Origin of the sequence: Peribacillus faecalis, assembly GCF_014712675.1 — a bacterium.
Lineage (GTDB): Bacteria > Bacillota > Bacilli > Bacillales > DSM-1321 > Bacillus_AD > Bacillus_AD faecalis.
Genome location: NZ_JACXSI010000034.1, coordinates 55,378 through 79,993, shown reverse-complemented (window position 1 = coordinate 79,993; position 24,616 = coordinate 55,378). Strand labels below are relative to the sequence as shown.

General features: G+C 40.3%; 20 protein-coding genes. All 20 read left to right on the top strand.

What is annotated here, in order from left to right; all coding sequences use genetic code 11:
* Positions 1–86 precede the first annotated feature (86 nt).
* The 20 genes from pyrH to IEO70_RS13685 all read left to right on the top strand — a co-directional run bounded on the left by pyrH (position 87) and on the right by IEO70_RS13685 (position 24,508).
* Positions 87–812 (top strand): UMP kinase, encoded by a 726-nt coding sequence (gene pyrH / locus IEO70_RS13780; RefSeq protein ID WP_190998946.1) that lies wholly within the window; start codon positions 87–89, stop codon positions 810–812.
* 1 nt (position 813) lies between these two features.
* Entirely contained in the window at positions 814–1,371 is a 558-nt protein-coding gene (frr, locus tag IEO70_RS13775) for a ribosome recycling factor (RefSeq protein WP_190998945.1), read from the top strand.
* A 746-nt stretch (positions 1,372–2,117) separates the two neighbouring features.
* Complete coding sequence (locus tag IEO70_RS13770; protein WP_190998944.1) at positions 2,118–2,900, top strand: isoprenyl transferase; 783 nt, start codon at positions 2,118–2,120, stop codon at positions 2,898–2,900.
* A gap of 37 nt (positions 2,901–2,937) precedes the next feature.
* Positions 2,938–3,726, top strand: a complete 789-nt coding sequence (locus IEO70_RS13765) for a phosphatidate cytidylyltransferase (protein WP_190998943.1) — start codon at positions 2,938–2,940, stop codon at positions 3,724–3,726.
* A gap of 529 nt (positions 3,727–4,255) precedes the next feature.
* Positions 4,256–5,398, top strand: coding sequence for a 1-deoxy-D-xylulose-5-phosphate reductoisomerase (locus tag IEO70_RS13760; RefSeq protein ID WP_190998942.1), 1,143 nt, complete (start codon positions 4,256–4,258; stop codon positions 5,396–5,398).
* A gap of 18 nt (positions 5,399–5,416) precedes the next feature.
* Entirely contained in the window at positions 5,417–6,685 is a 1,269-nt protein-coding gene (gene rseP / locus IEO70_RS13755; protein ID WP_190998941.1) for an RIP metalloprotease RseP, read from the top strand.
* Positions 6,686–6,797: 112 nt separating this feature from the next.
* Positions 6,798–8,507: a proline--tRNA ligase gene (locus IEO70_RS13750; RefSeq protein WP_190999008.1), complete on the top strand. Its 1,710-nt coding sequence runs from the start codon at positions 6,798–6,800 to the stop codon at positions 8,505–8,507.
* Positions 8,508–8,595: 88 nt separating this feature from the next.
* On the top strand, positions 8,596–12,903 hold the full coding sequence (locus IEO70_RS13745) for a PolC-type DNA polymerase III (RefSeq protein WP_190998940.1): 4,308 nt from the start codon (positions 8,596–8,598) through the stop codon (positions 12,901–12,903).
* A gap of 315 nt (positions 12,904–13,218) precedes the next feature.
* Positions 13,219–13,692: a ribosome maturation factor RimP gene (rimP, locus tag IEO70_RS13740; RefSeq protein WP_190998939.1), complete on the top strand. Its 474-nt coding sequence runs from the start codon at positions 13,219–13,221 to the stop codon at positions 13,690–13,692.
* Positions 13,693–13,720: 28 nt separating this feature from the next.
* Positions 13,721–14,872 (top strand): transcription termination factor NusA, encoded by a 1,152-nt coding sequence (gene nusA / locus IEO70_RS13735; protein ID WP_190998938.1) that lies wholly within the window; start codon positions 13,721–13,723, stop codon positions 14,870–14,872.
* A 14-nt stretch (positions 14,873–14,886) separates the two neighbouring features.
* Positions 14,887–15,159: an RNase P modulator RnpM gene (gene rnpM, locus IEO70_RS13730; RefSeq protein WP_190998937.1), complete on the top strand. Its 273-nt coding sequence runs from the start codon at positions 14,887–14,889 to the stop codon at positions 15,157–15,159.
* Positions 15,159–15,470: a YlxQ family RNA-binding protein gene (locus IEO70_RS13725; RefSeq protein ID WP_190998936.1), complete on the top strand. Its 312-nt coding sequence runs from the start codon at positions 15,159–15,161 to the stop codon at positions 15,468–15,470. Before rnpM ends, IEO70_RS13725 begins: the two co-directional genes overlap by 1 nt.
* Positions 15,471–15,489: 19 nt before the next feature.
* On the top strand, positions 15,490–17,661 hold the full coding sequence (gene infB, locus IEO70_RS13720) for a translation initiation factor IF-2 (RefSeq protein WP_190998935.1): 2,172 nt from the start codon (positions 15,490–15,492) through the stop codon (positions 17,659–17,661).
* Complete coding sequence (locus tag IEO70_RS13715) at positions 17,658–17,936, top strand: DUF503 domain-containing protein (protein WP_190998934.1); 279 nt, start codon at positions 17,658–17,660, stop codon at positions 17,934–17,936. The genes infB and IEO70_RS13715 overlap by 4 nt, the downstream gene beginning before the upstream one ends.
* Before the next feature lie 18 nt (positions 17,937–17,954).
* Positions 17,955–18,320: a 30S ribosome-binding factor RbfA gene (rbfA, locus tag IEO70_RS13710; protein ID WP_190998933.1), complete on the top strand. Its 366-nt coding sequence runs from the start codon at positions 17,955–17,957 to the stop codon at positions 18,318–18,320.
* Between the two features lie 337 nt (positions 18,321–18,657).
* Entirely contained in the window at positions 18,658–19,575 is a 918-nt protein-coding gene (gene truB, locus IEO70_RS13705; protein WP_190998932.1) for a tRNA pseudouridine(55) synthase TruB, read from the top strand.
* Positions 19,576–19,657: 82 nt separating this feature from the next.
* Positions 19,658–20,599 carry a bifunctional riboflavin kinase/FAD synthetase gene (gene ribF, locus IEO70_RS13700; protein ID WP_190998931.1) on the top strand — a complete coding sequence of 314 codons (942 nt, stop codon included), beginning with the start codon at positions 19,658–19,660 and terminating at the stop codon, positions 20,597–20,599.
* A 133-nt stretch (positions 20,600–20,732) separates the two neighbouring features.
* The gene (gene rpsO, locus IEO70_RS13695; protein WP_190998930.1) at positions 20,733–21,002 is read left to right on the top strand and encodes a 30S ribosomal protein S15; all 270 of its coding nucleotides are present in this window, start codon (positions 20,733–20,735) and stop codon (positions 21,000–21,002) included.
* Positions 21,003–21,230: 228 nt separating this feature from the next.
* Positions 21,231–23,345: a polyribonucleotide nucleotidyltransferase gene (gene pnp, locus IEO70_RS13690; RefSeq protein ID WP_190998929.1), complete on the top strand. Its 2,115-nt coding sequence runs from the start codon at positions 21,231–21,233 to the stop codon at positions 23,343–23,345.
* A 200-nt stretch (positions 23,346–23,545) separates the two neighbouring features.
* The gene (locus IEO70_RS13685; RefSeq protein ID WP_328820932.1) at positions 23,546–24,508 is read left to right on the top strand and encodes a polysaccharide deacetylase family protein; all 963 of its coding nucleotides are present in this window, start codon (positions 23,546–23,548) and stop codon (positions 24,506–24,508) included.
* Positions 24,509–24,616 lie beyond the last annotated feature (108 nt).

Sequence of the window (24,616 nt, the reverse complement as noted above, 5' to 3'; positions counted from 1 at the left end):
TTTTGAATGTATATATCGATTAAAGAAGATAAGTTGCCCGCAAAATACATAATTAAAGGGTAATGATCAAGAAGTTGGAGGTTCTAATGAGTAGCGCTAAATATAATCGTGTTGTATTAAAATTAAGTGGAGAAGCATTGGCTGGTTCAGACGGATTCGGAATTAATCCATCTGTAATTAAGTCTATTGCTGAGCAAGTGAAAGATGTAGCTGATCTTGGTGTGGAAGTGACTGTCGTAGTCGGCGGCGGTAACATTTGGAGAGGCAAAATCGGAAGTGAAATGGGCATGGACCGTACAACAGCTGATTACATGGGTATGTTGGCGACAGTCATGAATTCATTAGCTTTACAAGATAGTCTTGAGCAGCTTGGCATAGAGACACGTGTTCAAACATCTATTGAAATGAGACAAATTGCTGAACCGTACATCAGAAGAAGAGCGGTGCGTCACTTAGAGAAAAAACGCATTGTAATTTTTGCGGCTGGAACAGGCAATCCATACTTCTCTACGGATACAACTGCAGCATTAAGAGCAGCAGAGATTGAAGCAGACGTTATTTTAATGGCTAAGAATAATGTTGATGGCGTATACAATGCAGATCCTCGCAAAGTCGAAAGTGCAGTTAAATATGAAGAATTATCTTATTTAGATGTAATTAAAGAAGGTCTGGAAGTAATGGATTCAACAGCTTCTTCATTATGTATGGATAATGATATTCCATTAATCGTCTTCTCTATAACAGAACCAGGAAACATAAAACGTGCTGTTATGGGTGAAAATATCGGAACTACTGTTAGGGGGAAAAAATAAGATGGCTAAACAAGTAATTGCTTCTGCAAAAGAAAGAATGGATAAAGCGGTTCAAGCGCTTTCAAGAGAATTGGCAACAATTCGCGCTGGCAGAGCGAACGCTTCATTACTTGATAAAGTGACAGTTGATTATTATGGAGCTCCAACTCCAATTAACCAATTGGCAGGTGTTTCTGTGCCTGAAGCTCGCCTATTAGTTATCCAACCTTACGATAAAACAATTTTAGGTGAAATCGAGAAAGCAATTTTAAAATCTGATCTAGGTTTGAACCCTTCAAATGACGGATCAATCATTCGTATTGCGATTCCTGCTTTAACAGAGGAGCGCCGTAAAGAATTAGTGAAACAAGTGAAAAAAGAAGCGGAAGAGTCAAAAGTTGCTGTCCGCAACATTCGCCGTGATGCTAATGACGACTTGAAAAAACTTGAAAAAAATAACGAAATTACTGAAGATGAGCACCGCGGCTATTCAGAAGATGTCCAAAAGCTTACTGATGCTCATATTCAAAAAATCGATGAAGTAGCAAAAGAAAAAGAAAAAGACATCATGTCAGTTTAATGTTGTTGAAAAGCCCCTTTGACAGGGGCTTTTTTACAAGAAAGTAGAATTTTGAACTTTGATAGGTGTCTAACCTTACACCTGCCATGCTCGGAGGCCTACAGGAAGTAGCTCACATCGGCGAAGACATGCGGCCGTGGTGTTTTTAGTCGATGTTCATTACTAGCCACTAGCCACCCCGCCCAAGAAAACAAAGGCGGGTTTCTTGTGTGGGGCTCTCACGATGAGAGTCACAGCGACGAAGATATGCGGACGCAGCGCTCATAGTCGCTGTTCCTTTTTAGATTTTGTCTAGCTACAGCGGCCAGCCAGTTTTTATCTTGGATAATCTCCCTTGAGTATCTTGTCAAATTCATGACTGATAAGTGATGAATTTGACAGCTCGGTCATAAGCCAAATCACTCCAGAAATTTTACAATTTCCTACGTGATTCGTCTTATGCAGGTCAGGGCTGAACGGGCCGCATCCGCTTTTCGCTTTCCGCATGGCTCCTTTTGATTTGCAGCATATTTAAGATGGTAATCCTCTGAAGATGGCTGCAAATTTGAGTATATGCTTTACCAAAAGAACCGGTGACAGTTTTTCTTTTACACTGCATTTGCTTTATAATTCAAAGGTATGGGAACGATAAATATAGGTCAATTTCATTAATAAGTAATAATACAGATAGGCTATTTCCTGTTTTTCTGCTATTATTAAGTGGATTCAACTATTTTTAAGTAGTAAGCTATTGGAGGATTTGGATTATGAAAGGATTTTGGAAGCGTTGGTTTAAAAGTAATGCTTCTGCTGATATAGATGATACAAAAATTGATTCTATAAAGAACTCTGCGATTATACCCGAGCATGTAGCGATTATCATGGATGGAAATGGCCGCTGGGCAAAGCAAAGATCGCTTCCGCGAATAGCAGGTCATCGTGAAGGCATAAAAACGCTAAGAAAAACAACTAAATTAGCAAATGAAATTGGTGTTAAAACATTGACTGTATACGCATTTTCCACAGAAAACTGGAAACGTCCTGAAAAAGAAGTAGCATTCCTGATGAAAGCGCCAATCGAGTTTTTGGATACGTTTCTGCCGGAATTGATTGAAGAAAACGTGAAAGTGAACATCATGGGGGATACAGAAGCTTTGCCGCATCATACAAGAAAAGCGGTAGAAAAAGCAATGAAGGATACGGAACATAATGATGGACTTCTATTGAACTTAGCCTTTAATTATGGAAGCCGTGCTGAAATCATCCAAGCTGTCGAGAAAATCGCACATGATGCAAGAACAGGCAAGCTTAAACATGAGGAGATTTCTGAAGAGCTATTCTCTTCTTATTTAATGACTTCTCAAATCGGTGATCCTGATTTGCTGATCAGAACGAGCGGAGAAATTCGCTTGAGCAATTTTATGCTTTGGCAATTGGCATATACAGAATTTTGGTTTACAGATGTTCTGTGGCCGGACTTTTCAGAGAAAGAATTTCTGGAGGCTATTGAAGTGTATCAAAAACGTTCGCGAAGATACGGTGGCTTGTAACGCTTTATAAGCGATAGAAGGTGAGGATTTATAAATCATGAAACAAAGAATTATTACAGCTGTTATAGCTGCAGCTGTATTTTTACCGATTGTCATATATGGAAATCTGCCTTTTCAGATTTTGATTTATTTAATGGCGACTGTCGGTTTGTATGAATTATTGAAGATGCACAAAATTGGACCAGCATCATTCCCGGCTATTATAGCTTTTATTATGTTGTGGGTGATACTTGTTCCCTCAGCATATATAACGACACTTGAAGATTTGAATTTGAACAAAGTTAATGTATTTGCACTCGGTGTTATTGTATTGCTCATGTATACAGTTGTGACGAAAAACCGTTTTACTTTCGACCATGTCGGTTTTGTCGTGATAACTTTAATATATGTAGGTATGGGCTTTTATTACATAGCTGAAACGCGAGAAACAGGTTTAGTGTATGTTTTCTTTGTATTGTTTACTTTATGGGCTACCGATTCCGGGGCGTATTTTGTAGGCCGTTCATTAGGGAAAAATAAGCTTTGGCCGGAAATCAGTCCAAATAAAACAATTGAAGGAGCAATCGGCGGCATTTGCAGTGCACTTATTGTTGCGCTTATTTTTCATTTTGTGACGGATATTGATTTGTCACTTGTTAAAATTTTGGTTATGTCCGTAATCATTGCTATATTCGGTCAAATGGGAGATCTTGTTCAGTCGGCTTTCAAACGCTATTACGGCGTGAAGGATTCAGGAACGATTTTACCGGGCCATGGCGGTATACTAGATCGTACAGACAGCTGGATTTTCGTATTCCCTATTTTACATCTTTTATATTTGTTATAGTTTTGTACTAGATTTGGCAAGCAGTTAAATATACTATAAAGAAAACTTGCCTTAAATTGGCGACTACGTCGAATGTTTCACCTTGTTGCCATTTTATATAACTTTTCTATAGTATAAGAAAAACCTTCACCGGTCCTTTTGTGAGGCGCATACTCTGGTTTTGCAGTCATCTTCAGGTGAATGCCTACCTATTGGCGCTTTCAAATCAAAATAGGAGCCATGCGGGAACAGAAAAGAGGGAGCGGTCCGTAAGTAAGGACCATTGACTAAGGTCGCTACGTCCGCATATCCTCGTCGCTGTGACTCTCATCGTGAGAGCCACGTGCGGGAAACCCGGTTTCGGTTTCGGCCAGGAAAAGGAACAACGGCTAAAGGCGCCACATTTACATGTCTTCGCCGATAAGACCAGCATCCTGTAGGTCTCCAAGCATGGCAGGTGTATGGTTAGACACCTATCTAAGTCAAAAAATAAATATTATCTTTAAAAATAGAATAGACTTTGCAAAAGTCTCGACAGGAGGTCTAACGATTGAAGAAGATTAGTCTTTTAGGGGCCACAGGATCAATTGGTAGACAGACGATGGATGTTGTACGTGAAAATAAAGATCAATTTGAAGTTGTCGCTTTTTCGGCAGGAAACAATATTGAACTGACGAGAAAGTATATCAAGGAATTTTCTCCGGCTCTTGTATCTGTAAAAGAGAAAGAAGATTGCGAGGCATTGCGCACAGAATTCCCGTCTACGAAATTTACATATGGGAATGATGGTTTAGTAGAAGTGGCTGTGTATCCGGAAAGCAGCATCGTATTAAACTCGGTTATTGGAAGTGTTGGACTATATCCGACTTTAAAAGCTATTGAAGCAAAAAAGGATATTGCTTTGGCAAATAAAGAAACGCTCGTAACAGCTGGACATGTTGTTATGGATGCAGCTAAAAAGCACGGCGTTAACATATTGCCGGTAGACAGCGAGCATTCTGCTATTTTTCAGGCATTGCAAGGCGAGCAGGAGAAAAATATCGAGCGATTGATTATTACAGCTTCAGGCGGGAGTTTCCGTGATTATACGAGAGCGGAACTTGAAGGTGTTACTGTTGAGCAAGCATTAAATCATCCAAATTGGTCAATGGGTGCTAAAATAACTATAGACTCAGCTACTATGATGAATAAAGGTCTCGAAGTCATTGAGGCGCATTGGCTTTTTGATATGCCTTATGACAAAATATCAGTACTTATGCATAAAGAGAGCATCATTCATTCAATGGTGGAGTTCCATGACGGCAGCATTATCGCTCAGTTGGGAACACCGGATATGAGAGTGCCGATCTCTTATGCGCTCATGTATCCGGATCGCCTGCAAAATGCATCTAAGGATCGTCTTGATTTAGCAAAAATCGCGACTTTGCATTTCCGGGAAATGAGCTTTGAGAGATTTCCTTGTTTACGCTACGCATATGAAGCGGGGAAAGTCGGTGGCACAATGCCTACAGTGCTAAATGCGGCCAACGAGGTTGCGGTGGATCTATTTTTAAAAGGGAAAATTTCTTTCTTGGAAATTGAAAGTTTGGTTTATCGGGCATTAGAGAAGCATGAAGTAATCAGTAAGCCGAATTTGGCAGCGATTCAACAAACGGATCAGGAAACGAGGAAGCAAGTTCTTTCGTTCCTGTAATTATAAGGTGGTGTATTCGTGCAAACGTTACAAACAGTTGTTTCCTTTATACTTATTTTCGGAACGCTCGTTTTCGTCCATGAATTAGGACATTTGTATTTTGCGAAGCGCGCCGGTATTCTATGCCGTGAATTTGCGATAGGCATGGGACCGAAGGTATTGTCCTTCACTAAAAATGAAACACTTTATACGATACGTCTTTTGCCTATTGGCGGATATGTACGAATGGCAGGAGAAGACCAAGAAATGACCGAAATTAAGCCTGGCTTTCGCGTCGGCTTAAAATTCGGGCAGGACGGAAAAGTTCAAAAAATTATTTTGAACAATAAAGATAAGTATCGTGATATAAAAGTCATTGAAGTAGAAAGTCTGGACCTAGAGCATCGCCTCGAAATCCGAGGTTTTGAAGATGAAGAAGATACAGTCATGCAAACGTTTGAGATTGATCCGAAAGCAGTTATTGTTCAGGACGGTGTAGAAAACCAAATTGCTCCTTACAATCGCCAATTTGTCTCAAAATCATTGTGGCAGCGAACAATGACCATTTTTGCAGGTCCAATGATGAACTTTGTATTAGCGATTATTATTTTTATTGTGATTGCTGCTATACAAGGTATATATGTCGATGATGCCAGAATTGGCCAACTGACTGATGACGGAAGAGCAATTTCTGCCGGACTGCAGGAAAATGATGAAGTTCAGGCAATTGATGGAGCAGAAGTTTCTTCATGGAAGGATATCGAAATTGAAATTCAAAACCATCCGGAAGAGGAAATTGTTTTTACAGTTGTGCGTGACGGGGAAACGCTCGATATTCCGGTCACACCGAAAGAGATTGAAAGAGAAGGGAAACAAATCGGAGTTATCGGTGTTTATCCGCCGACCGATAAATCATTCTTGTCAGTCATTACTTACGGATTCACAGAAACGTATAATTGGACCAAACAAATTTTTGTTATGCTCGGTCAACTGATTACTGGCCAATTCTCGATTGACATGCTTTCCGGTCCGGTTGGGATTTATGTTTCAACTGAGCAGGTTGTCCAGCTTGGGATTTTAACAGTTCTGAAATGGGCAGCTGTGTTAAGCATTAACCTCGGTATTATGAACTTGCTGCCGATTCCGGCGCTCGATGGCGGAAGATTGTTATTCTTCGCGGTTGAAGCTGTACGAGGCAAACCGCTTGATCGTCAAAAAGAAGGTCTTGTTCACTTGATCGGATTTGCGTTGCTGATGTTGCTAATGTTGGTCGTAACGTGGAATGATATTCAAAAGTTCTTTTTGTAGGAGCATGAAGCAAACTGAATAGGAAAAGATGAATAAGCGGAGGAATTTTTCTTTCGCTTATTCCTATTGGGGAATAATGTAGAAGCTTAGTTTTACAACTTGAGGTGAAATGATGAAGCAATCAAATATGTTTATTCCAACCATGAGAGAGATTCCGTCAGATGCGGAGGCCAAGAGTCACCGTCTTTTGCTGAGAGCCGGTTACATACGACAAGTAGCAAGCGGTATATACAGTTTTTTGCCGCTTGGAAAAAGAGTGTTGAAGAAGATTGAAGCGATTATTAGAGAAGAAATGGGCGCTACAGGTGCAAACGAAGTGCTGATGCCGTCATTACAGCAAGTTGAGCTTTGGCAGCAATCAAAGCGCTGGCTCTCTTACGGGTCGGAATTAATGAGGGTACGCGACCGAAACAATCGTGAATTTGCGCTTGGACCGATACATGAAGAAGTTATTACGAGCCTTGTGAGAGACGAACTTAATACTTATAAAAAATTACCGATGATATTTTATCAAGTCCAAACGAAGTTTCGGGATGAAAAACGTCCGCGCTTCGGTCTGTTGCGTGCAAGAGAATTTATTATGAAAGATGCTTATTCTTTTCACGCAACGAAAGAAAGCCTCGATCAAACATATAAGATGCTTTTTAATGTATATGAAACGATATTTAATCGCTTAGGTCTTGATTTCCGTACAGTTATTGCTGATAGTGGTACTATGGGAGGAAAGGACACACATGAATTTATGGCGCTGTCTGAAATTGGTGAAGATACAATTGCTTATAGTGACAGTTCCGAATTTGCTGCTAATATCGAAATGGCACCGGTCATTATGACATATGAAAAAAGCGATGAAATGCTAAAAGCGATAGAGAAAGTTGAAACAATCAATGTGAGAACAATAAAAGAAGTTTCAGATTTCTTTAAGGTCGAAGCGAAGCAATGTATAAAAGCGATCCTTTTTCATATTGATCAAAAACCTGTTCTTGTGCTTGTCCGTGGAGACCACGAAGTGAATACAATAAAGCTTAAAAACTTATTTGATGCGGCTACGATTGATTTAGCTGCCCCTGAAGAAGTGAAGATTGCATTAAACTGCTCGGTTGGTTCAGTCGGCCCTATTGGCGTTGATACAATACAAATAATTGCCGACCATGCTGTTGCCGGTATTGTAAATGGCGTTTGCGGAGCAAATGAAGATGACTACCATTATATAAATGCCAATCCGGGTCGCGATTTTGAAGTGGCTCAGTACTTTGATTTGCGATTTATTCAAGAAGGAGATGCTTCTCCTGATGGTCAAGGTAAAATCCGTTTTGCGAAAGGTATAGAAGTCGGACATATTTTTCAACTTGGAACACGATACAGTGAAGCTATGGATGCCTATTTTCTTGATGAAAAGGGACAGAATCAGCCGCTGATTATGGGATGCTACGGAATTGGAGTTTCAAGGCTTATGGCGGCGGTTGCAGAACAATATAACGATGGAAAAGGCTTAGTATGGCCAAAACAACTTGCTCCTTTTCATGTTCACATTATAGCTATCAACATGAACAATAAAGAACAAGTTGTACTTAGCGGACAATTGTATGCAATGTTGCAAAAACAAGGTTATGAAGTGTTGTTTGATAATCGTCATGAACGTGCAGGCGTCAAATTTAATGATTCGGAATTAATGGGCTTGCCTGTTCGAATAACAGTAGGACAGAAAGCGACCGGAAAAATAGTGGAAGTGAAAAGTCGTTCTACAGGGGAGACGTTTGAGGTACATATGGATGATCTAATTACAATCGTTAATGAAATACTGGGAAGCGAAAGTCAATAATGTATTGAGTTTTATATGTATGTTATAATTACGGCTGATTATGAAATTAGCGCTGATTTAAAAAGATAGAAAGAAGGAGGATCGGCAGTTGACTCAACATTCTAACGAAGGAAGAGAGAGGTTTCAACTTCTACTCCAACAACTGAATTTAACGGAGGATGCAATTGTTTCGTACTTTAACCATGCAGAAATTGCGAAATTATTGATAGAAAGATCCTCGCAAAGATGGCATTTTGAATTTTTATTAGAAGAAATATTGCCGAGCGATGTTCATAAACGATTCTCGACGCAATTGGTTAAAACTTTTGCGCACATCGCTCAGGTGACATATACAATCTCTGTGCGCAATCAAAATATGACAGAAAAACTAATTCACGATTATTGGACAGACTGTCTGTCGGAAATTGATGGGGGATCGCCCGCTTTGCTTTCATTGTTGAATGGACAGAAGCCCAAAGTCGTCGGTCAAAAATTAGTCGTCAATGCCCGTAACGACGCTGAGGCGGGGCAATTAAGAAATAAATATTCAGGAATTATATCCTCTATTTATCAATCGTTCGGTTTCCCACAGCTGTCTCTTGATACGGAAGTTTCAGCTTCTGCAGAAGAGTATACGCAATTCCTTGAGGAAAAGCAGAAGGAAGATGCCCAAAAAGCGATGGCGGCTGTAGTTGAGATGCAGAAGAAAGAACAAGATTCCGGTTCAGTCGAAGTACAGGAAGGACCGGTTAAAATCGGCTATACAATTAAAGATGATGCAGACTTTAAACGTATGGAAGAGATTATTGACGAAGAGCGCCGTATAGCTGTTGAAGGCTATGTCTTCTTTACAGAATTGAAAGAACTGCGTAGCGGCAGAACGTTGCTGACAATTAAAATGACTGACTATACAAGCTCTATTATGGTGAAGATGTTCTCACGCGATAAAGAAGATGCGGCTATTTTAGCTCGTGTAAAAAAAGGAATGTGGGTACGTGCTCAAGGAAGTATCCAAAACGATACGTTCGTGCGTGATTTAGTCATGATCGCCAATGACCTGAATGAAATAAAAGCGCCTGCGCGACTGGATAAAGCTGAGGAGAAAAGGGTCGAGCTTCATTTACACACGCCAATGAGCCAAATGGATGCGGTGAGCTCGGTTTCTGATTTAGTATCGCAAGCGAAAAAATGGGGACATAAAGCGATTGCCATTACCGATCATGCTGTAGCGCAGTCGTTCCCTGAGGCATTTGGAGCCGGAAAGAAAAATGATATAAAAATCTTATATGGATTGGAAGCCAATTTGGTCGATGACGGCGTACCGATTGCTTATAATGTCGAACATCGTCTGCTTGAAGAAGCGACATATGTCGTATTTGACGTCGAGACAACCGGTTTATCAGCTGTTTATGACACGATTATCGAACTTGCGGCAGTGAAGGTGCGCGGAGGAGAAATCATCGATAAATTCGAGTCCTTCGCTAATCCGCATCACCCGTTATCGGCAACAATCATTGATTTGACCGGCATTACAGACGATATGCTTGTCGATGCACCTGAAGTATCAGATGTTCTTACAAGATTTAAAGAATGGGCAGATGACAGTATACTTGTAGCGCATAATGCGAGCTTCGATATGGGCTTCCTTAATGTCGGATACAAACAGATGGGTTCCGAAAAAGCAACGAATCCGGTTATTGATACACTTGAATTAGGGCGCTTCTTATATCCGGAAATGAAGAATCACCGTCTGAACACCTTGGCCAAAAAATTTAACATTGAATTAACGCAGCATCACCGGGCAATTTACGATACGGAAGCAACTGCGCACTTGCTTATTCAAATGTTGAAGGATGCCGCTGAAAAAGAAATTTTCTATCATGATGAATTGAACGAACATATGGGCGAAGGAAAGGCTTACCAACGTTCCCGACCATACCATTGCACGCTGCTTGCGCAAAATGAAGTCGGGTTGAAAAATTTGTTCAAATTGATTTCTTTATCCCATATTTCTTATTTCTACCGGGTTCCGCGTATTCCGAGATCGGTGCTGCAAAAGCATCGTGAAGGTCTTATTGTCGGCTCGGCGTGCGATAAAGGTGAAGTATTTGAAGGAATGATGCAAAAGTCACCGGATGAAGTAGAAAAAACCGCTGAGTTTTATGATTACTTGGAGGTCATGCCTCCGGAAGTTTACGCGCATTTAATCGAGCTTGAATATGTGCGCGATCAGCGTTCACTCGAAAATATCATTTCTAACATCGTCAAGCTGGGCCAAAAGTTAAACAAGCCTGTAGTAGCGACAGGAAATGTGCATTATTTGCATCCTAATGATAAGATTTATCGTAAAATATTGGTGAATTCAATGGGCGGAGCCAATCCGCTGAACCGTCATAAACTGCCTAACGTTCATCTTCGCACGACTGATGAAATGCTTGAGGCCTTCTCTTTTTTAGGGAAAGAAACGGCACATGAAATTGTTGTAACAAACACAAATGCTATAGCAGATCAAATTGAAGTGATTAAACCGATTAAAGACGATTTGTATACGCCGAAAATCGAAGGCGCCGATGAAGAAATGAGGCAAATGAGTTATGATATGGCTCGGAGGATTTATGGAGATGAACTGCCGGAAATTGTCGAAGCCCGTCTTGAGAAAGAATTAAAAAGTATTATCGGACACGGATTTGCCGTTATTTACTTGATTTCTCATAAGCTCGTAAAAAAATCATTGAACGACGGCTATCTGGTAGGTTCGCGTGGTTCCGTCGGTTCTTCTTTTGTTGCGACGATGACGGAAATTACCGAAGTAAACCCGTTGCCGCCGCATTACGTATGTCCGAACTGCAAAAACTCCGAATTCTTTAATGACGGATCGGTCGGTTCAGGATTTGACTTGAAAGATAAAGATTGTCCTAAATGTGGCACACCTTACAAAAAAGACGGCCATGATATTCCGTTCGAAACGTTCCTTGGATTCAAAGGGGATAAAGTACCCGACATCGATCTGAACTTCTCTGGAGAATATCAACCGCGCGCGCATAACTATACAAAAGTGCTGTTCGGTGAGGACTATGTATACCGCGCCGGAACAATCGGTACGGTAGCAGAAAAAACGGCTTACGGATATGTGAAAGGTTATGCGAACGATAATAACCTTCATATTCGCTCAGCTGAGATTGACCGGCTTGTAGCGGGCTGTACAGGCGTTAAACGAACGACTGGTCAGCATCCCGGTGGTATTATCGTAGTTCCGGATTATATGGATATTTACGATTTCTCTCCAATTCAGTATCCGGCAGACAGCCAAACATCTGAATGGAAAACGACACACTTTGATTTCCATTCCATCCATGACAATTTGCTGAAGCTGGATATACTGGGGCACGATGATCCGACTGTAATCAGGATGCTTCAAGACTTGAGCGGAATCGATCCTAAAACGATTCCTACTGATGATCCTGAAGTAATGAAGATTTTCAGCGGTACAGAATCATTGGGCGTTACCGAAGATCAAATTATGTGTAAAACCGGTACACTCGGGATACCTGAGTTCGGTACAAGGTTCGTTCGTCAAATGCTTGAAGATACGAAACCGACTACATTCTCTGAGCTAGTGCAAATTTCCGGTCTTTCTCACGGAACAGACGTATGGCTCGGAAATGCTCAGGAGCTCATCCATAATCGTATATGTACACTGAGCGAAGTAATCGGCTGTCGTGATGATATTATGGTTTACTTGATTTATCAAGGATTGGAACCGTCATTGGCATTTAAAATTATGGAATCTGTCCGAAAAGGGAAAGGGCTGTCCGAGGAATTCGAAGCAGAAATGCGTAAAAATGAAGTGCCGGAATGGTATATAGATTCTTGTAAAAAGATTAAGTATATGTTTCCTAAGGCGCACGCGGCTGCTTACGTTTTAATGGCTGTCCGTATCGCCTATTTCAAAGTGCATCATGCACTATTATATTATGCGGCGTACTTTACTGTTCGTGCCGAAGACTTTGACATTGAAGCGATGGCAAGAGGATCGGCTGCAATCCGGGCTAAAATCGAAGAAATCAATGCTAAAGGTCTCGACGCTTCTCCAAAAGAAAAAAATACATTAACTGTACTGGAGCTGGCATTGGAAATGTGTGAAAGAGGCTATAGCTTCCAAAAAGTTGATTTATACAAATCAAAAGCATCCGAGTTCTTGATTGAAGGGAATACGTTAATTCCTCCATTCGATTCGATTCCCGGCCTTGGAACGAACGCGGCTATCAATATTGTTAATGCAAGGGAAGAAGGAGAATTCCTTTCTAAAGAAGACTTGCAGAAACGCGGTAAAGTATCGAAAACAATTATTGAGTACCTGGATAAACAAGGTTGTCTCGATGCGCTGCCGGACCAAAATCAGCTTTCGCTTTTCTAACGATTTACGGTCAAAAAAGTACTGCGGAACATACAAAAGATTACCATTGTTTGCATCCTTGCTAGTTTTATGGTATATTCTAATTGGAAAGACAGTACTTATAACACATGCCAAGAGCGGGGAAACCCGCTCTTTCGTATTGTTACCGGACAAAAATTAGTGAGTATGAAAGCCATTTTCGTGAAAGTATATACAAAAAAGCTTCTTACATAATAGCTTACAATGGTTATTGCTCTCCGCTTTTGATAGTTTTTGCTCACAGTTGACTAAAGAAATTAACGTCTTAGAATTACTTGAACTGTTAGGAGGGATTATATGAGTAAAAAAGTAACAGAAATAGTTGAAGAATTGCTTACAGATATTCTGGAGCAAGAACAGCTGGAATTAGTGGATATTGAATATGTGAAAGAAGGCAAAAGCTGGTTCCTGCGCGTTTTTATAGATAAGGAAAATGGTGTCGATATCGAAGATTGCGGATTGGTAAGCGAGAAGCTTGGCGAAAAGCTGGATGCAATCGATCCGATACCGCAAAATTATTTCCTGGAAGTGTCATCGCCTGGTGCGGAAAGACCATTGAAAAAGCCACAGGACTTCTTAAGAGCAATCGGCAAGCATGTCAATATTAAAACATACGAGCCAATCGAAGGCAGCAAAGAGTTTGAAGGTACGCTTCTTTCATATGACGAGAAAGAAATAAAACTTTCTATAAAAATTAAAACAAGAACTAAAGAAATCACATTACCTACTGAAAAAATTGCGAAAGCACGTCTTGCTGTTATTTTTTCTTAATGAGAATTTATGTTAGGGGGATTCACTAATGAGCAGTGAACTATTGGATGCTCTAGTTATTTTAGAAAAGGAAAAGGGCATCTCAAGAGATGTATTAATTGAAGCGATTGAGGCAGCATTAGTATCTGCTTACAAAAGAAACTTCAATCAAGCGCAAAATGTGCGTGTTGACCTGAACCTTGAGCGCGGAACAATGCGCGTATTAGCAAGAAAAGATGTAGTAGATGAGGTGTTCGATTCTCGCCTTGAAATCTCTTTAGAGGATGCAAGAAGAATTGATCCGAACTATTCTGTCGAAGATGTAGTAGAATTAGAAGTGACACCGAAAGATTTCGGACGTATTGCAGCGCAAACAGCGAAACAAGTTGTGACACAACGCGTGCGCGAAGCGGAGCGCGGTATCATCTACAATGAATTCATCGACCGCGAAGAAGATATCATGAACGGAATTGTACAGAGAGTAGATTCACGTTATATTTACGTGAGCCTTGGCAAAATTGAAGCATTGCTTCCGGCGAGCGAACAAATGCCTAATGAACAATACAAACCGCATGATCGCATTAAAGTATATATCACGAAAGTGGAAAGAACTTCAAAAGGTCCGCAAATCTATGTTTCAAGAACACATCCTGGTCTTTTGAAACGTCTATTTGAAACAGAGGTTCCTGAAATTTTCGACGGCACAGTTGAAATTAAATCTGTTGCTCGTGAAGCAGGAGACCGTTCAAAGATTTCTGTGCATACAGATATCCCGAATGTTGATCCAGTCGGTGCTTGTGTTGGTCAAAAAGGTCAACGTGTTCAAGTTATCGTTAATGAACTAAAGGGCGAAAAAATCGACATCGTGAAATGGTCAGAAGATCCGGTTGAATTTGTAGCTAATGCATTAAGCCCGTCTAAAGTTCTTGAAGTATTGGTTAATAAAGAAGAAAAAGCAACGACTGTTATCGTTCCTGATTATCAGCTTTCATTAGCAATCGGTAAACGCGGTCAAAATGCTCGTCTTGCAGCGAAGCTTACAAACTGGAAAATCGATATTAAGAGCGAATCTGATGCACGCGAAGCAGGCATCTATCCAGTAGAAAAAATGGAAGAAGAGCATGAAGAAGAGGGATTATTGAGTCAAGCAAGCATTGAGTCAAGCTACGATGACTTATATGACGATGAAGATATCGATTAATTGAGGTGATATAGATGTCAAATCGCAAAAAAATCCCAATGCGCAAATGTATTGCTTCAGGTGAAATGAAGCCGAAGAAAGAGATGATTCGCATCGTCCGTTCTAAAGAAGGCGAAGTATCAATTGATCCGACAGGAAAAAAATCGGGCCGAGGAGCATACTTGACTTTGACTAAAGAAGCAATTTTATCTGCGCAAAAAAAAGATGTATTAGCCCGCCACCTAGACGCAACAATCGATTCCGGTCTATATGAGGAGTTACTCCGATTAGCGGAAGAGGAGAAGTAATGAACAAAGTGAATCAACCAAAATGGTCAAATCTATTAGGATTAGCCTATCGAGCACGGAAAGTAATAGCGGGAGAAGAGCTGGTGATTAAAGAAGTGCGGAGCGGAAACGCGAAGTTAGTTCTTTTGTCAGGCGACGCTTCCTCTAATACAGAAAAAAAGATAACCGATAAATGCACTTATTACAACGTTCCATTACAAAAAGTGGAGAGTAGAGAACAGTTGGGCAATGCCATCGGAAAAGATGCGCGTGTTGTTGTCGCAGTGCTTGATGATGGTTTCGCTAAAAAGCTGAAGACGTTGTTGCATTAATTTATACGGGGGTGTACGTATGACTAAAGTACGTGTGTATGAATACGCAAAGAAACAAAATGTATCAAGCAAAGTGATAATAGAAAAGCTAAAAGAAATGAATATAGAGGTATCAAATCATATGGCAGCAATCGACGATTCGGCAGTAAACAAATTAGATCAATCTTTCCAGCCTAAAAAGGATGAAAAGACAGCAAAAGCAAATACAAACCAAACAGAAGCAGTTGCTTCAGAAAATAAATATGAAGACCGCCATGACGAAAACAGCGTCAGCAAACAAAAACTTGTGAAGAAAAAACCACCGGTAGCGCAAGGCAACAAGAAACCGGGTGGCAACCAGTTCAACAAAGGTAAAAAGCAAAACAGAAACAACAGAAAAGGGCAAACTAATAGAGCCCCACAAATGCATACACCAAGAAAAGAAAGAGAATTACCTGAAAAAATTACATTCTCTGAGTCTTTAACAGTTGGTGAACTAGCTAAAAAACTTCACCGTGAACCATCTGAAATCATCAAGAAGTTATTCTTGTTAGGCGTAATGGCTACAATTAACCAAAGCCTTGACAAAGATGCAATTGAATTGATTTGCAGCGAGTACGGTGTAGAAGTTGAAGAAGAAATCAAAGTTGACTTAACAGACCTTGATGCTTACATCGCAAGTGAAGAAGAAGCAACTGAAAACACAGTAGAGCGTCCGGCTGTAGTTACAATCATGGGTCACGTTGACCATGGTAAAACAACATTGCTTGACTCTATCCGTAACACAAAAGTAACGGAAGGAGAAGCAGGTGGTATTACACAGCATATCGGCGCATACCAAGTTGAAGTTAATGATAAGAAAATTACTTTCCTTGACACTCCAGGTCACGCTGCGTTCACAACGATGCGTGCGCGTGGAGCGAAAGTTACTGATATTGCGATTATCGTAGTAGCGGCTGATGACGGTGTTATGCCGCAAACAGTTGAAGCAATCAACCATGCGAAAGCGGCTGAAGTGCCAATTATCATCGCAGTAAACAAAATGGATAAAGAAGCGGCAAATCCTGACCGTGTTATGCAAGAATTAACAGAGCACAACCTTGTTCCTGAAGCATGGGGCGGAGATACAATTTTCGTACCGATGTCTGCTAAAAAAGGCGAAGGTATCGATGAATTGCTAGAAATGATTCTTCTTGTAAGTGAAGTGGAAGAATATAAAGCAAATCCAAATAAATTAGCTACAGGTACAGTAATCGAAGCGCAACTTGATAAAGGTCGTGGAGCTGTTGCAACATTACTTGTTCAAAACGGTACGCTAAAAGTTGGGGATCCGATTGTTGTCGGTACTACTTTTGGTCGTGTTCGAGCAATGGTAAATGATATGGGACGCCGTGTTAAAGATGCAGGTCCTTCAACTCCAGTTGAAATCACTGGTTTAAATGAAGTGCCTCAAGCAGGCGACTTATTCGTTGTCTTCAAAGATGAGAAAACAGCTCGTCAAGTTGGGGAAGCACGCTCTCAACAACAAGTTCAATCTCAACGTAATGAAAAAGCTGTCGTGACTCTAGACAACTTATTCGAACAAATGAAACAAGGTGAAATGAAAGAAATCAACTTGATTGTTAAAGGTGATGTTCAAGGCTCTGTAGAAGCTTTATCTGCATCACTTCAAAAGATTGAGGTTGAAGGCATTAAAGTTAAAATCATCCACAGTGGCGTAGGGGCAATCAATGAGTATGACATTATGCTTGCTGATGCATCTAGTGCAATTGTAATCGGTTTTAACGTACGTCCGGATGTTAACGCTAAACGTGCAGCAGAATCTGCGAAAGTAGATGTTCGCTTATACAGCATTATTTATAAAGTTATGGAAGAAATTGAATCAGCAATGAAAGGTATGCTTGATCCTGAATACGAAGAAAAAGTAATCGGACAAGCGGAAGTGCGTACAACATTCAAAGTATCAAAAGTTGGTACAATCGCTGGTTCTTACGTAACTGAAGGTAAAATTACTCGCGACAGCAGCATTCGCTTAATCCGTCAAGGTATTGTAATCTTTGAAGGTGAAATCGATGCGCTTAAACGCTTTAAAGATGATGCTAAGGAAGTATCTGCAGGTTATGAATGTGGTATTACAATCAAAAACTATAATGACCTGAAAGAGGGAGACATCATCGAAGCATATGTGATGGAAGAAATCGAACGTAAATGATCGGTTATGTAGAATTCGAAGCGATTATATATGAAGCCCACTCTCTTAAAGAGAAAAGGGCCGTATTGCAGCGAATACTAACAAGACTTTCAAACAAATGCAATGTATCAGTGGCGGAGGTTGGATACCAAGACTTATGGCAGCGCACAAAGCTTGCCGTCGTCACGGTATCTTCCTCGCAAGCCGCTTCAGAAAAAGAAATTCAAAAGGCATTGAAGCTGGTTGATTCATTCCCGGAAATTGAACGAACGATTACGGATTATCAATGGCTTTAATGACAACGAGGTGATAGTATGAGCCTTCGTGCAAATCGTGTTGGTGAGCAAATGAAGAAGGAATTAACCGAAATCATAGGACGCAAATTGAAAGATCCTAGAATCGGTTTCGTAACAGTTACTGATGTAAGGGTAACGGGTGACTTGCAGCAAGCAACAGTATACATATCTGTGCTTGGCAACCAAGAGCAAAAGGAAAATACATTAATCGGACTTGCGAAAGCAAGCGGATTTATCCGCTCAGAAATCGGCAAGCGCATTCGCTTACGTATTACACCTGAGATTTCGTTTGAATGGGACGAATCGTTAGAATATGGTCAACGAATCGAAACATTAATTCATCAAATTCATTCAGAAGAAGAGAATAAGAACGAAGAAGAATAAAAATGGAAGGCCGACTCAAATGCATCGTATTCCTTTCTCCTATAAGGGAGAAAGGGGTATATCGCCTGAGTTGGCCTTTTTTTAAAAGTATATGAATGAAAAGGACCGGTGACGGTTTTTCTAAGAAAGTATATATTTTGGAACTGAGATGGGTGTCTAACCTTACACCTGCCATGCTAGGTCCTAAGCCACCCCGCCCAAGAAACCAAAACCGGGTTTCTCGGTCGGTTCGTCTTAGTCCTGCCGCATGGCTCCTTTTCCATTGAAGTGGATCGAGGAGTAAAAACAAAAATGAAAAAGGACCGGTGACGGTTTTTCTGGATAGGAGTGTTTGTGAGTGGATGGGATTTTGCCTTTAATGAAGCCAAAGGGCATGACATCACATGATTGCGTGTGGAAAATACGGAAACTATATAAAACAAAAAAAGTCGGGCATACAGGTACACTTGACCCGGATGTGACCGGCGTATTGCCGATTTGTATTGAAAGAGCGACTAAAATAGCAGAATATATTACAGATGCAGGCAAGAGTTATGAGGGAGAAGTGACGATTGGCTTTTCGACGACAACTGAAGATGCGAGCGGAGAAGTAGTGGCAAGAGCTGAGGGCGAAAAGAAATTTTCCCGTAAAGAGATAGAAGAAACGTTGCAATCATTTCAAGGAACAATTGTACAAACTCCTCCAATGTATTCTGCTGTCAAAGTAAACGGAAAAAAACTGTATGAATATGCACGTGCCGGTATAGAAGTAGAACGTCCGAGCCGAGAGGTGAATATTTATGAAATTGAACTTTTGGATGACCGCGAGGAGTGGACCGGAGAAACTATTTCTTTCCGATTCCGTGTCAACTGTTCAAAAGGAACGTATATTCGAACATTGGCCGTCATGATTGGAGAAAAACTGGGCTATCCTGCGCATATGTCACACCTTATACGCATTCAATCTTCAAGCTTTACATTGGATGACTGCTATACGCTTGAGCAGCTTGAGGAAATGGACCTTGAGGAGCGCTACGAGCTGTTGCGCCCGTTAGAAGAAGGGCTGTCGCATTTGCCGAAATTGGCTATTAATGATAAAGTAGCAGAGAAAGTAATCAATGGTGTCGCGTTAAAGAAACCGGAGGACTTCTCAATAGAAACAGGCGAACCGTTTGTTCTTGAATTTAACGGGACTGCTTTGGCTATTTATCAAATTAAAGAAAATAATCTTGACATAATGAAACCCGTCAAGGTTTTGAGAATATCTTTAAACTAATACACTAAATTGCAAAATTTTAGGCTTATGTAAAAGAGCCCATATAAATAGATATAATATAGCAGGAAAGAGGAGAAAGAATGTGAAAGTAATCGAGCTAGATTATCCTCATACTTATAAAAAAGAAGATTTCCCGCCGCTGTCTATTGCTTTAGGCTTTTTTGACGGCGTTCATAAAGGTCATCAGCAAGTAATTCAATCGGCTATTGAAACAGCGAAAAAAAACGGTTGGAATTCTGCAGTCATGACATTTTACGAGCATCCGCTGACGGTGTTAGGTAAACAAAAAAAGGTGCAGTACATTACCCCTTTGCAAGACAAAATAAGCTTGATCGATAATTTAGGAGTCGATTATCTTTTTATCGTCCATTTTTCTGAGAGTTTTGCCTCACTTCTTCCTCAGCAATTTGTCGATCAATACTTAATCGGTTTGCACGTGTTGCATGTTACAGCAGGATTTGATTACAGCTATGGAAGGCTGGGTAAAGGGTCAATGGAAACGATGCCGTTTCATTCCAGAGGCGTTTTTTCGCAAATGATTATCGATAAAATTTCCCTCGGCGATGAAAAAGTCAGTTCTACAGCGATTAGAGCGGCGCTTTCAGAGGGGAAAGTGGATGACTTTGTTGATTTGGCAGGACGTAAGTACGTTACTAAAGGAATTGTTGTACACGGAGACAAGAGAGGAAGACAGCTTGGTTTTCCGACTGCCAATGTAGAAATGGATGAAGATTATTTGATTCCGGCTAACGGAGTTTACGCGGTAAAGGCAACTGTTCATAACCGGACTTTTAACGGTATTTGCAATATAGGCTTTAAACCTACCTTTAAAAACGAAAGGCCGGAAAAGCCTTCAGTCGAAGTACATATGCTTCAATTTGATGAAATGATTTACGATGAACAAATTGCGATTGAGTGGCATACGCGGCTTCGGAGCGAAAAGAAATTTTCCGGTATTGATGAGATTATCGCACAATTGACGCAAGATAAACAAAATGCGGAGCGGTATTTTAAGGAAATGTGATTACATTCTTGCTTTTTTGCGAATTACAAGGTATTATATTAAACGTATGAAATGAACCTGTGCTTGGCTAGTCGAGTCACCGACGCTATGCTCGGCAATAGGGGATTTAAAAAAATTATGAGGTGAATTAATAATGGCAATTTCACAAGAACAAAAAAACCAAATCATCGCAGAATACAAAACGCATGCGAACGATACAGGATCTCCTGAAGTTCAAATCGCTGTTTTAACTGCAGAAATCAATGCATTAAACGAGCACTTACGTACTCACAAAAAAGATCACCACTCTCGTCGTGGTCTATTGAAAATGGTAGGTAAACGTCGTAACCTACAAACTTACCTACGTAATAAAGACGTTACTCGTTACCGTGAATTAATTAACAAACTAGGTTTACGTCGATAATTTACGAAGAGATGGGGAGCGTTCCCTATTTGAAAAAGCGGGATTTATCCCGCTTTTTCTTATAGTTTCTGTTTATTACGGGCAATTTAGCATAGTTTATACTGTTAATGACAAAGTTTTTCGTGCATAATAATATTAGTAGTGAAAAAAAATGAAAAGCTTTTACATACATGAAAAAATTTATTTGAATATTTTCGTATATAGTTTGTAGAGAGGGGTTTATAAAACATGGACCAAACAAAAAAAATATTTTCCATAGATTGGGCTGGTCGTAAGTTGACTGTAGAAATCGGACAGTTAGCAAAGCAAGCGAGCGGTGCAGCACTTATTCGCTATGGAGACACAGCTGTTCTTAGTACAGCAGTAGCTTCAAAAGATCCAAAGACAGTTGATTTCTTTCCGCTGACTGTCAATTACGAGGAGCGTTTATACGCAGTAGGTAAAATACCGGGAGGATTCATTAAACGTGAAGGACGTCCTAGCGAAAAAGCTATTTTGGCGAGCCGTTTAATTGACAGACCAATTCGTCCTTTATTCGCTGATGGTTTCCGAAATGAAGTACAAGTAGTAAGCACTGTAATGAGTGTTGATCAAGATTGTTCTTCTGAAATGGCTGCAATGTTTGGTTCTTCATTAGCATTATGCATTTCTGATATTCCTTTCGAAGGTCCGATTGCTGGAGCTATTGTCGGCAGAATCGACGGAGAATTCGTTATTAATCCGAATGTTGAGCAAATGGAGAAAAGCGATATTAACCTGACAGTTGCAGGTACTAAAGATGCAATTAACATGGTAGAAGCAGGCGCGAATGAAGTACCGGAAGAAGTGATGCTAGAAGCAATCATGTTCGGTCATGAAGAAATTAAACGTTTGATTGCATTCCAAGAGGAGATTGTCGCTGAGGTTGGTAAAGAAAATCGCGAAATCGCACTTTATGAATTAGATGCAGAGCTTGTTGCGGAAGTTTCAGCAATGTGTGAAGCAGAAATTAACGAAGCTGTTCAAGTTCAAGAAAAGCATGCGCGTGAAGAAGCGATTACAGCTGTAAAGGAACGCGTTCTTGCTCACTACGAAGAGCAAGCAGCAGAAGATGATACTTTAAAACAAGTAAAAGAAATTTTAGGTAAGCTTGTGAAAAACGAAGTTCGCCGACTTATTACAGAAGAGAAAGTTCGCCCAGACGGTCGTAAACCGGATGAAATTCGTCCGCTGTCATCTGAAACCGGTCTTTTAGCTCGTACACATGGTTCAGGTTTATTTACGCGCGGTCAAACGCAAGCTTTATCAATCTGTACGCTTGGAGCATTAGGAGACGTGCAAATTCTTGACGGATTAGGCGTTGAAGAGTCAAAACGCTTCATGCATCATTACAACTTCCCTCCATATAGTGTCGGTGAAACAGGATTTATGAGAGGGCCTGGACGACGTGAAATCGGTCACGGTGCACTAGGTGAAAGAGCGTTAGAGCCAGTGATTCCATCTGAAAAAGATTTCCCTTACACAATTCGTCTAGTATCGGAAGTATTGGAATCAAACGGTTCAACTTCTCAAGCAAGTATTTGCGCAAGCACATTGGCGATGATGGATGCAGGTGTGCCGATTAAATCGCCGGTTGCAGGTATTGCGATGGGTCTTGTAAAGAAAGACGAGCATTACACAATCTTAACAGATATTCAAGGTATGGAAGATCACCTTGGCGACATGGACTTTAAAGTTGCCGGTACAGCTAAAGGTGTTACTGCGCTGCAAATGGATATCAAAATTGACGGATTATCAAGAGAGATTTTAGAAGAAGCTCTTCAACAAGCAAAAGCAGGCAGAATGCATATTCTTGACTCTATGCTGAAAACAATCCAAGAGCCGCGTACGGAATTATCTCGATACGCTCCGAAAATCTTGACGATGACAATCAATCCAGATAAAATCCGTGATGTTATCGGACCAAGCGGTAAACAAATCAACAAGATTATTGAAGAAACAGGCGTTAAGATCGACATCGAACAAGACGGCACAATCTTCATTTCTTCTACTGTTGAAGAAAACAACCGTAAAGCGAAACAAATCATTGAAGATCTTGTACGTGAAGTAGAAGTGGGTAAAACATATTTAGGTAAAGTAAAACGTATCGAGAAATTCGGTGCATTCGTTGAAATCTTTGCAGGTAAAGATGGATTAGTTCACATTTCTGAGCTTGCTGAAGAGCGTGTCGGCAAAGTGGAAGACGTTCTGGCAATCGGAGACGATGTACTCGTAAAAGTTACTGAAATTGATAAACAAGGCCGTGTAAACTTATCTCGCAAAGCTGTTTTAAAAGAACAAAAAGAAGCAGAGAAAATGAGCTAAGTTAAGGTTCTGTTACAAAGCGTCGGGCAAAAATATTGCCTCGGCGCTTTATTTATGTTCAAAAGTTCAGTATGATTAAATTGTTCAAGCACTTCTATATTACTTAAACTTCTCATAAAACTGTACAAAGCATGTTTTGTATTCGGCAAATTGACAAATGCTATACGAAACATCTCTGTTAGATGAGGAGGATAAGAGAAGTGAGTCAAAAGTGGAAGCTTTATTTAAGTGTAATTTGCATCGGATTATTTTCATGGCTAATCGTACAATCCGCTTATGTTCATACATACATTACTCAATTGAAAGAGCAGCAGGCTGTAACAGTCAGCAAAAAGACGAATCTTTTATTGGAAGAGATTAAACAGAAGGCAGCGCAATATGAAATTGCTCCGAAAGATGCGATGATTGATTCCGTATGGAAAACGGTGCCCGGTTATAATGGTTTGCAGGTTGATATCCAAGCCTCTTACGAGAATATGAGAAAAGAAGGCGTCTTCAATGAGAAAAGATTGATTTATAAGGAAATTTCGCCAAAGAAGCATTTATCCCAGCTTGAGGCAGCTCCAATCTATAGAGCACACCCTGATAAGCCTGTCGTCTCTTTTTTAATCAATGTAGCGTGGGGAAATGAATATATTCCTACAATGTTATTGACATTAAAAGAGCATAATGTGAAGGCTACTTTTTTCCTTGAAGGAAAGTGGGCGAAGAACAACCCTGATTTAGTGAAAATGATTCATGAAGCAGGCCATGAGATCGGAAATCATTCTTATTCGCATCCTGATATGAGCTCATTGCCGGCCGAGCAAACACGACAGCAAATTAGCGAGACAAGTAAAATTATAAAAGCAATTACCGGAGAGTCAGAATCTTTATTTGCCCCACCAAGTGGAGCGTTTCGAGATGAGACAGTAAAAATAGCACATGAATATGGTTTGCATACAATTATGTGGAGTGTCGATACAATTGATTGGCAAAGACCGCCATCTTCTGTTTTAATAGAACGAGTAATGAGTAAAATTCATAAAGGAGCATTTATATTAATGCATCCTACTAAACCGACATCTGAAAGCTTGGAACAGCTGATTATACAAATCAAAAGGAAAGATCTCCATATTAAAACAGTGTCGGATGCACTTTCGGAAGAACGGATCATGCATTAATCAGATTGAACCGTGCATTCAACTTACTTTTGTAAGCTAATGGCTTAGAAGACAGGCTAAATAAAGAAAAAACAATGGAAAACAGCTAGAAGTTAGGGAGGAACAAAA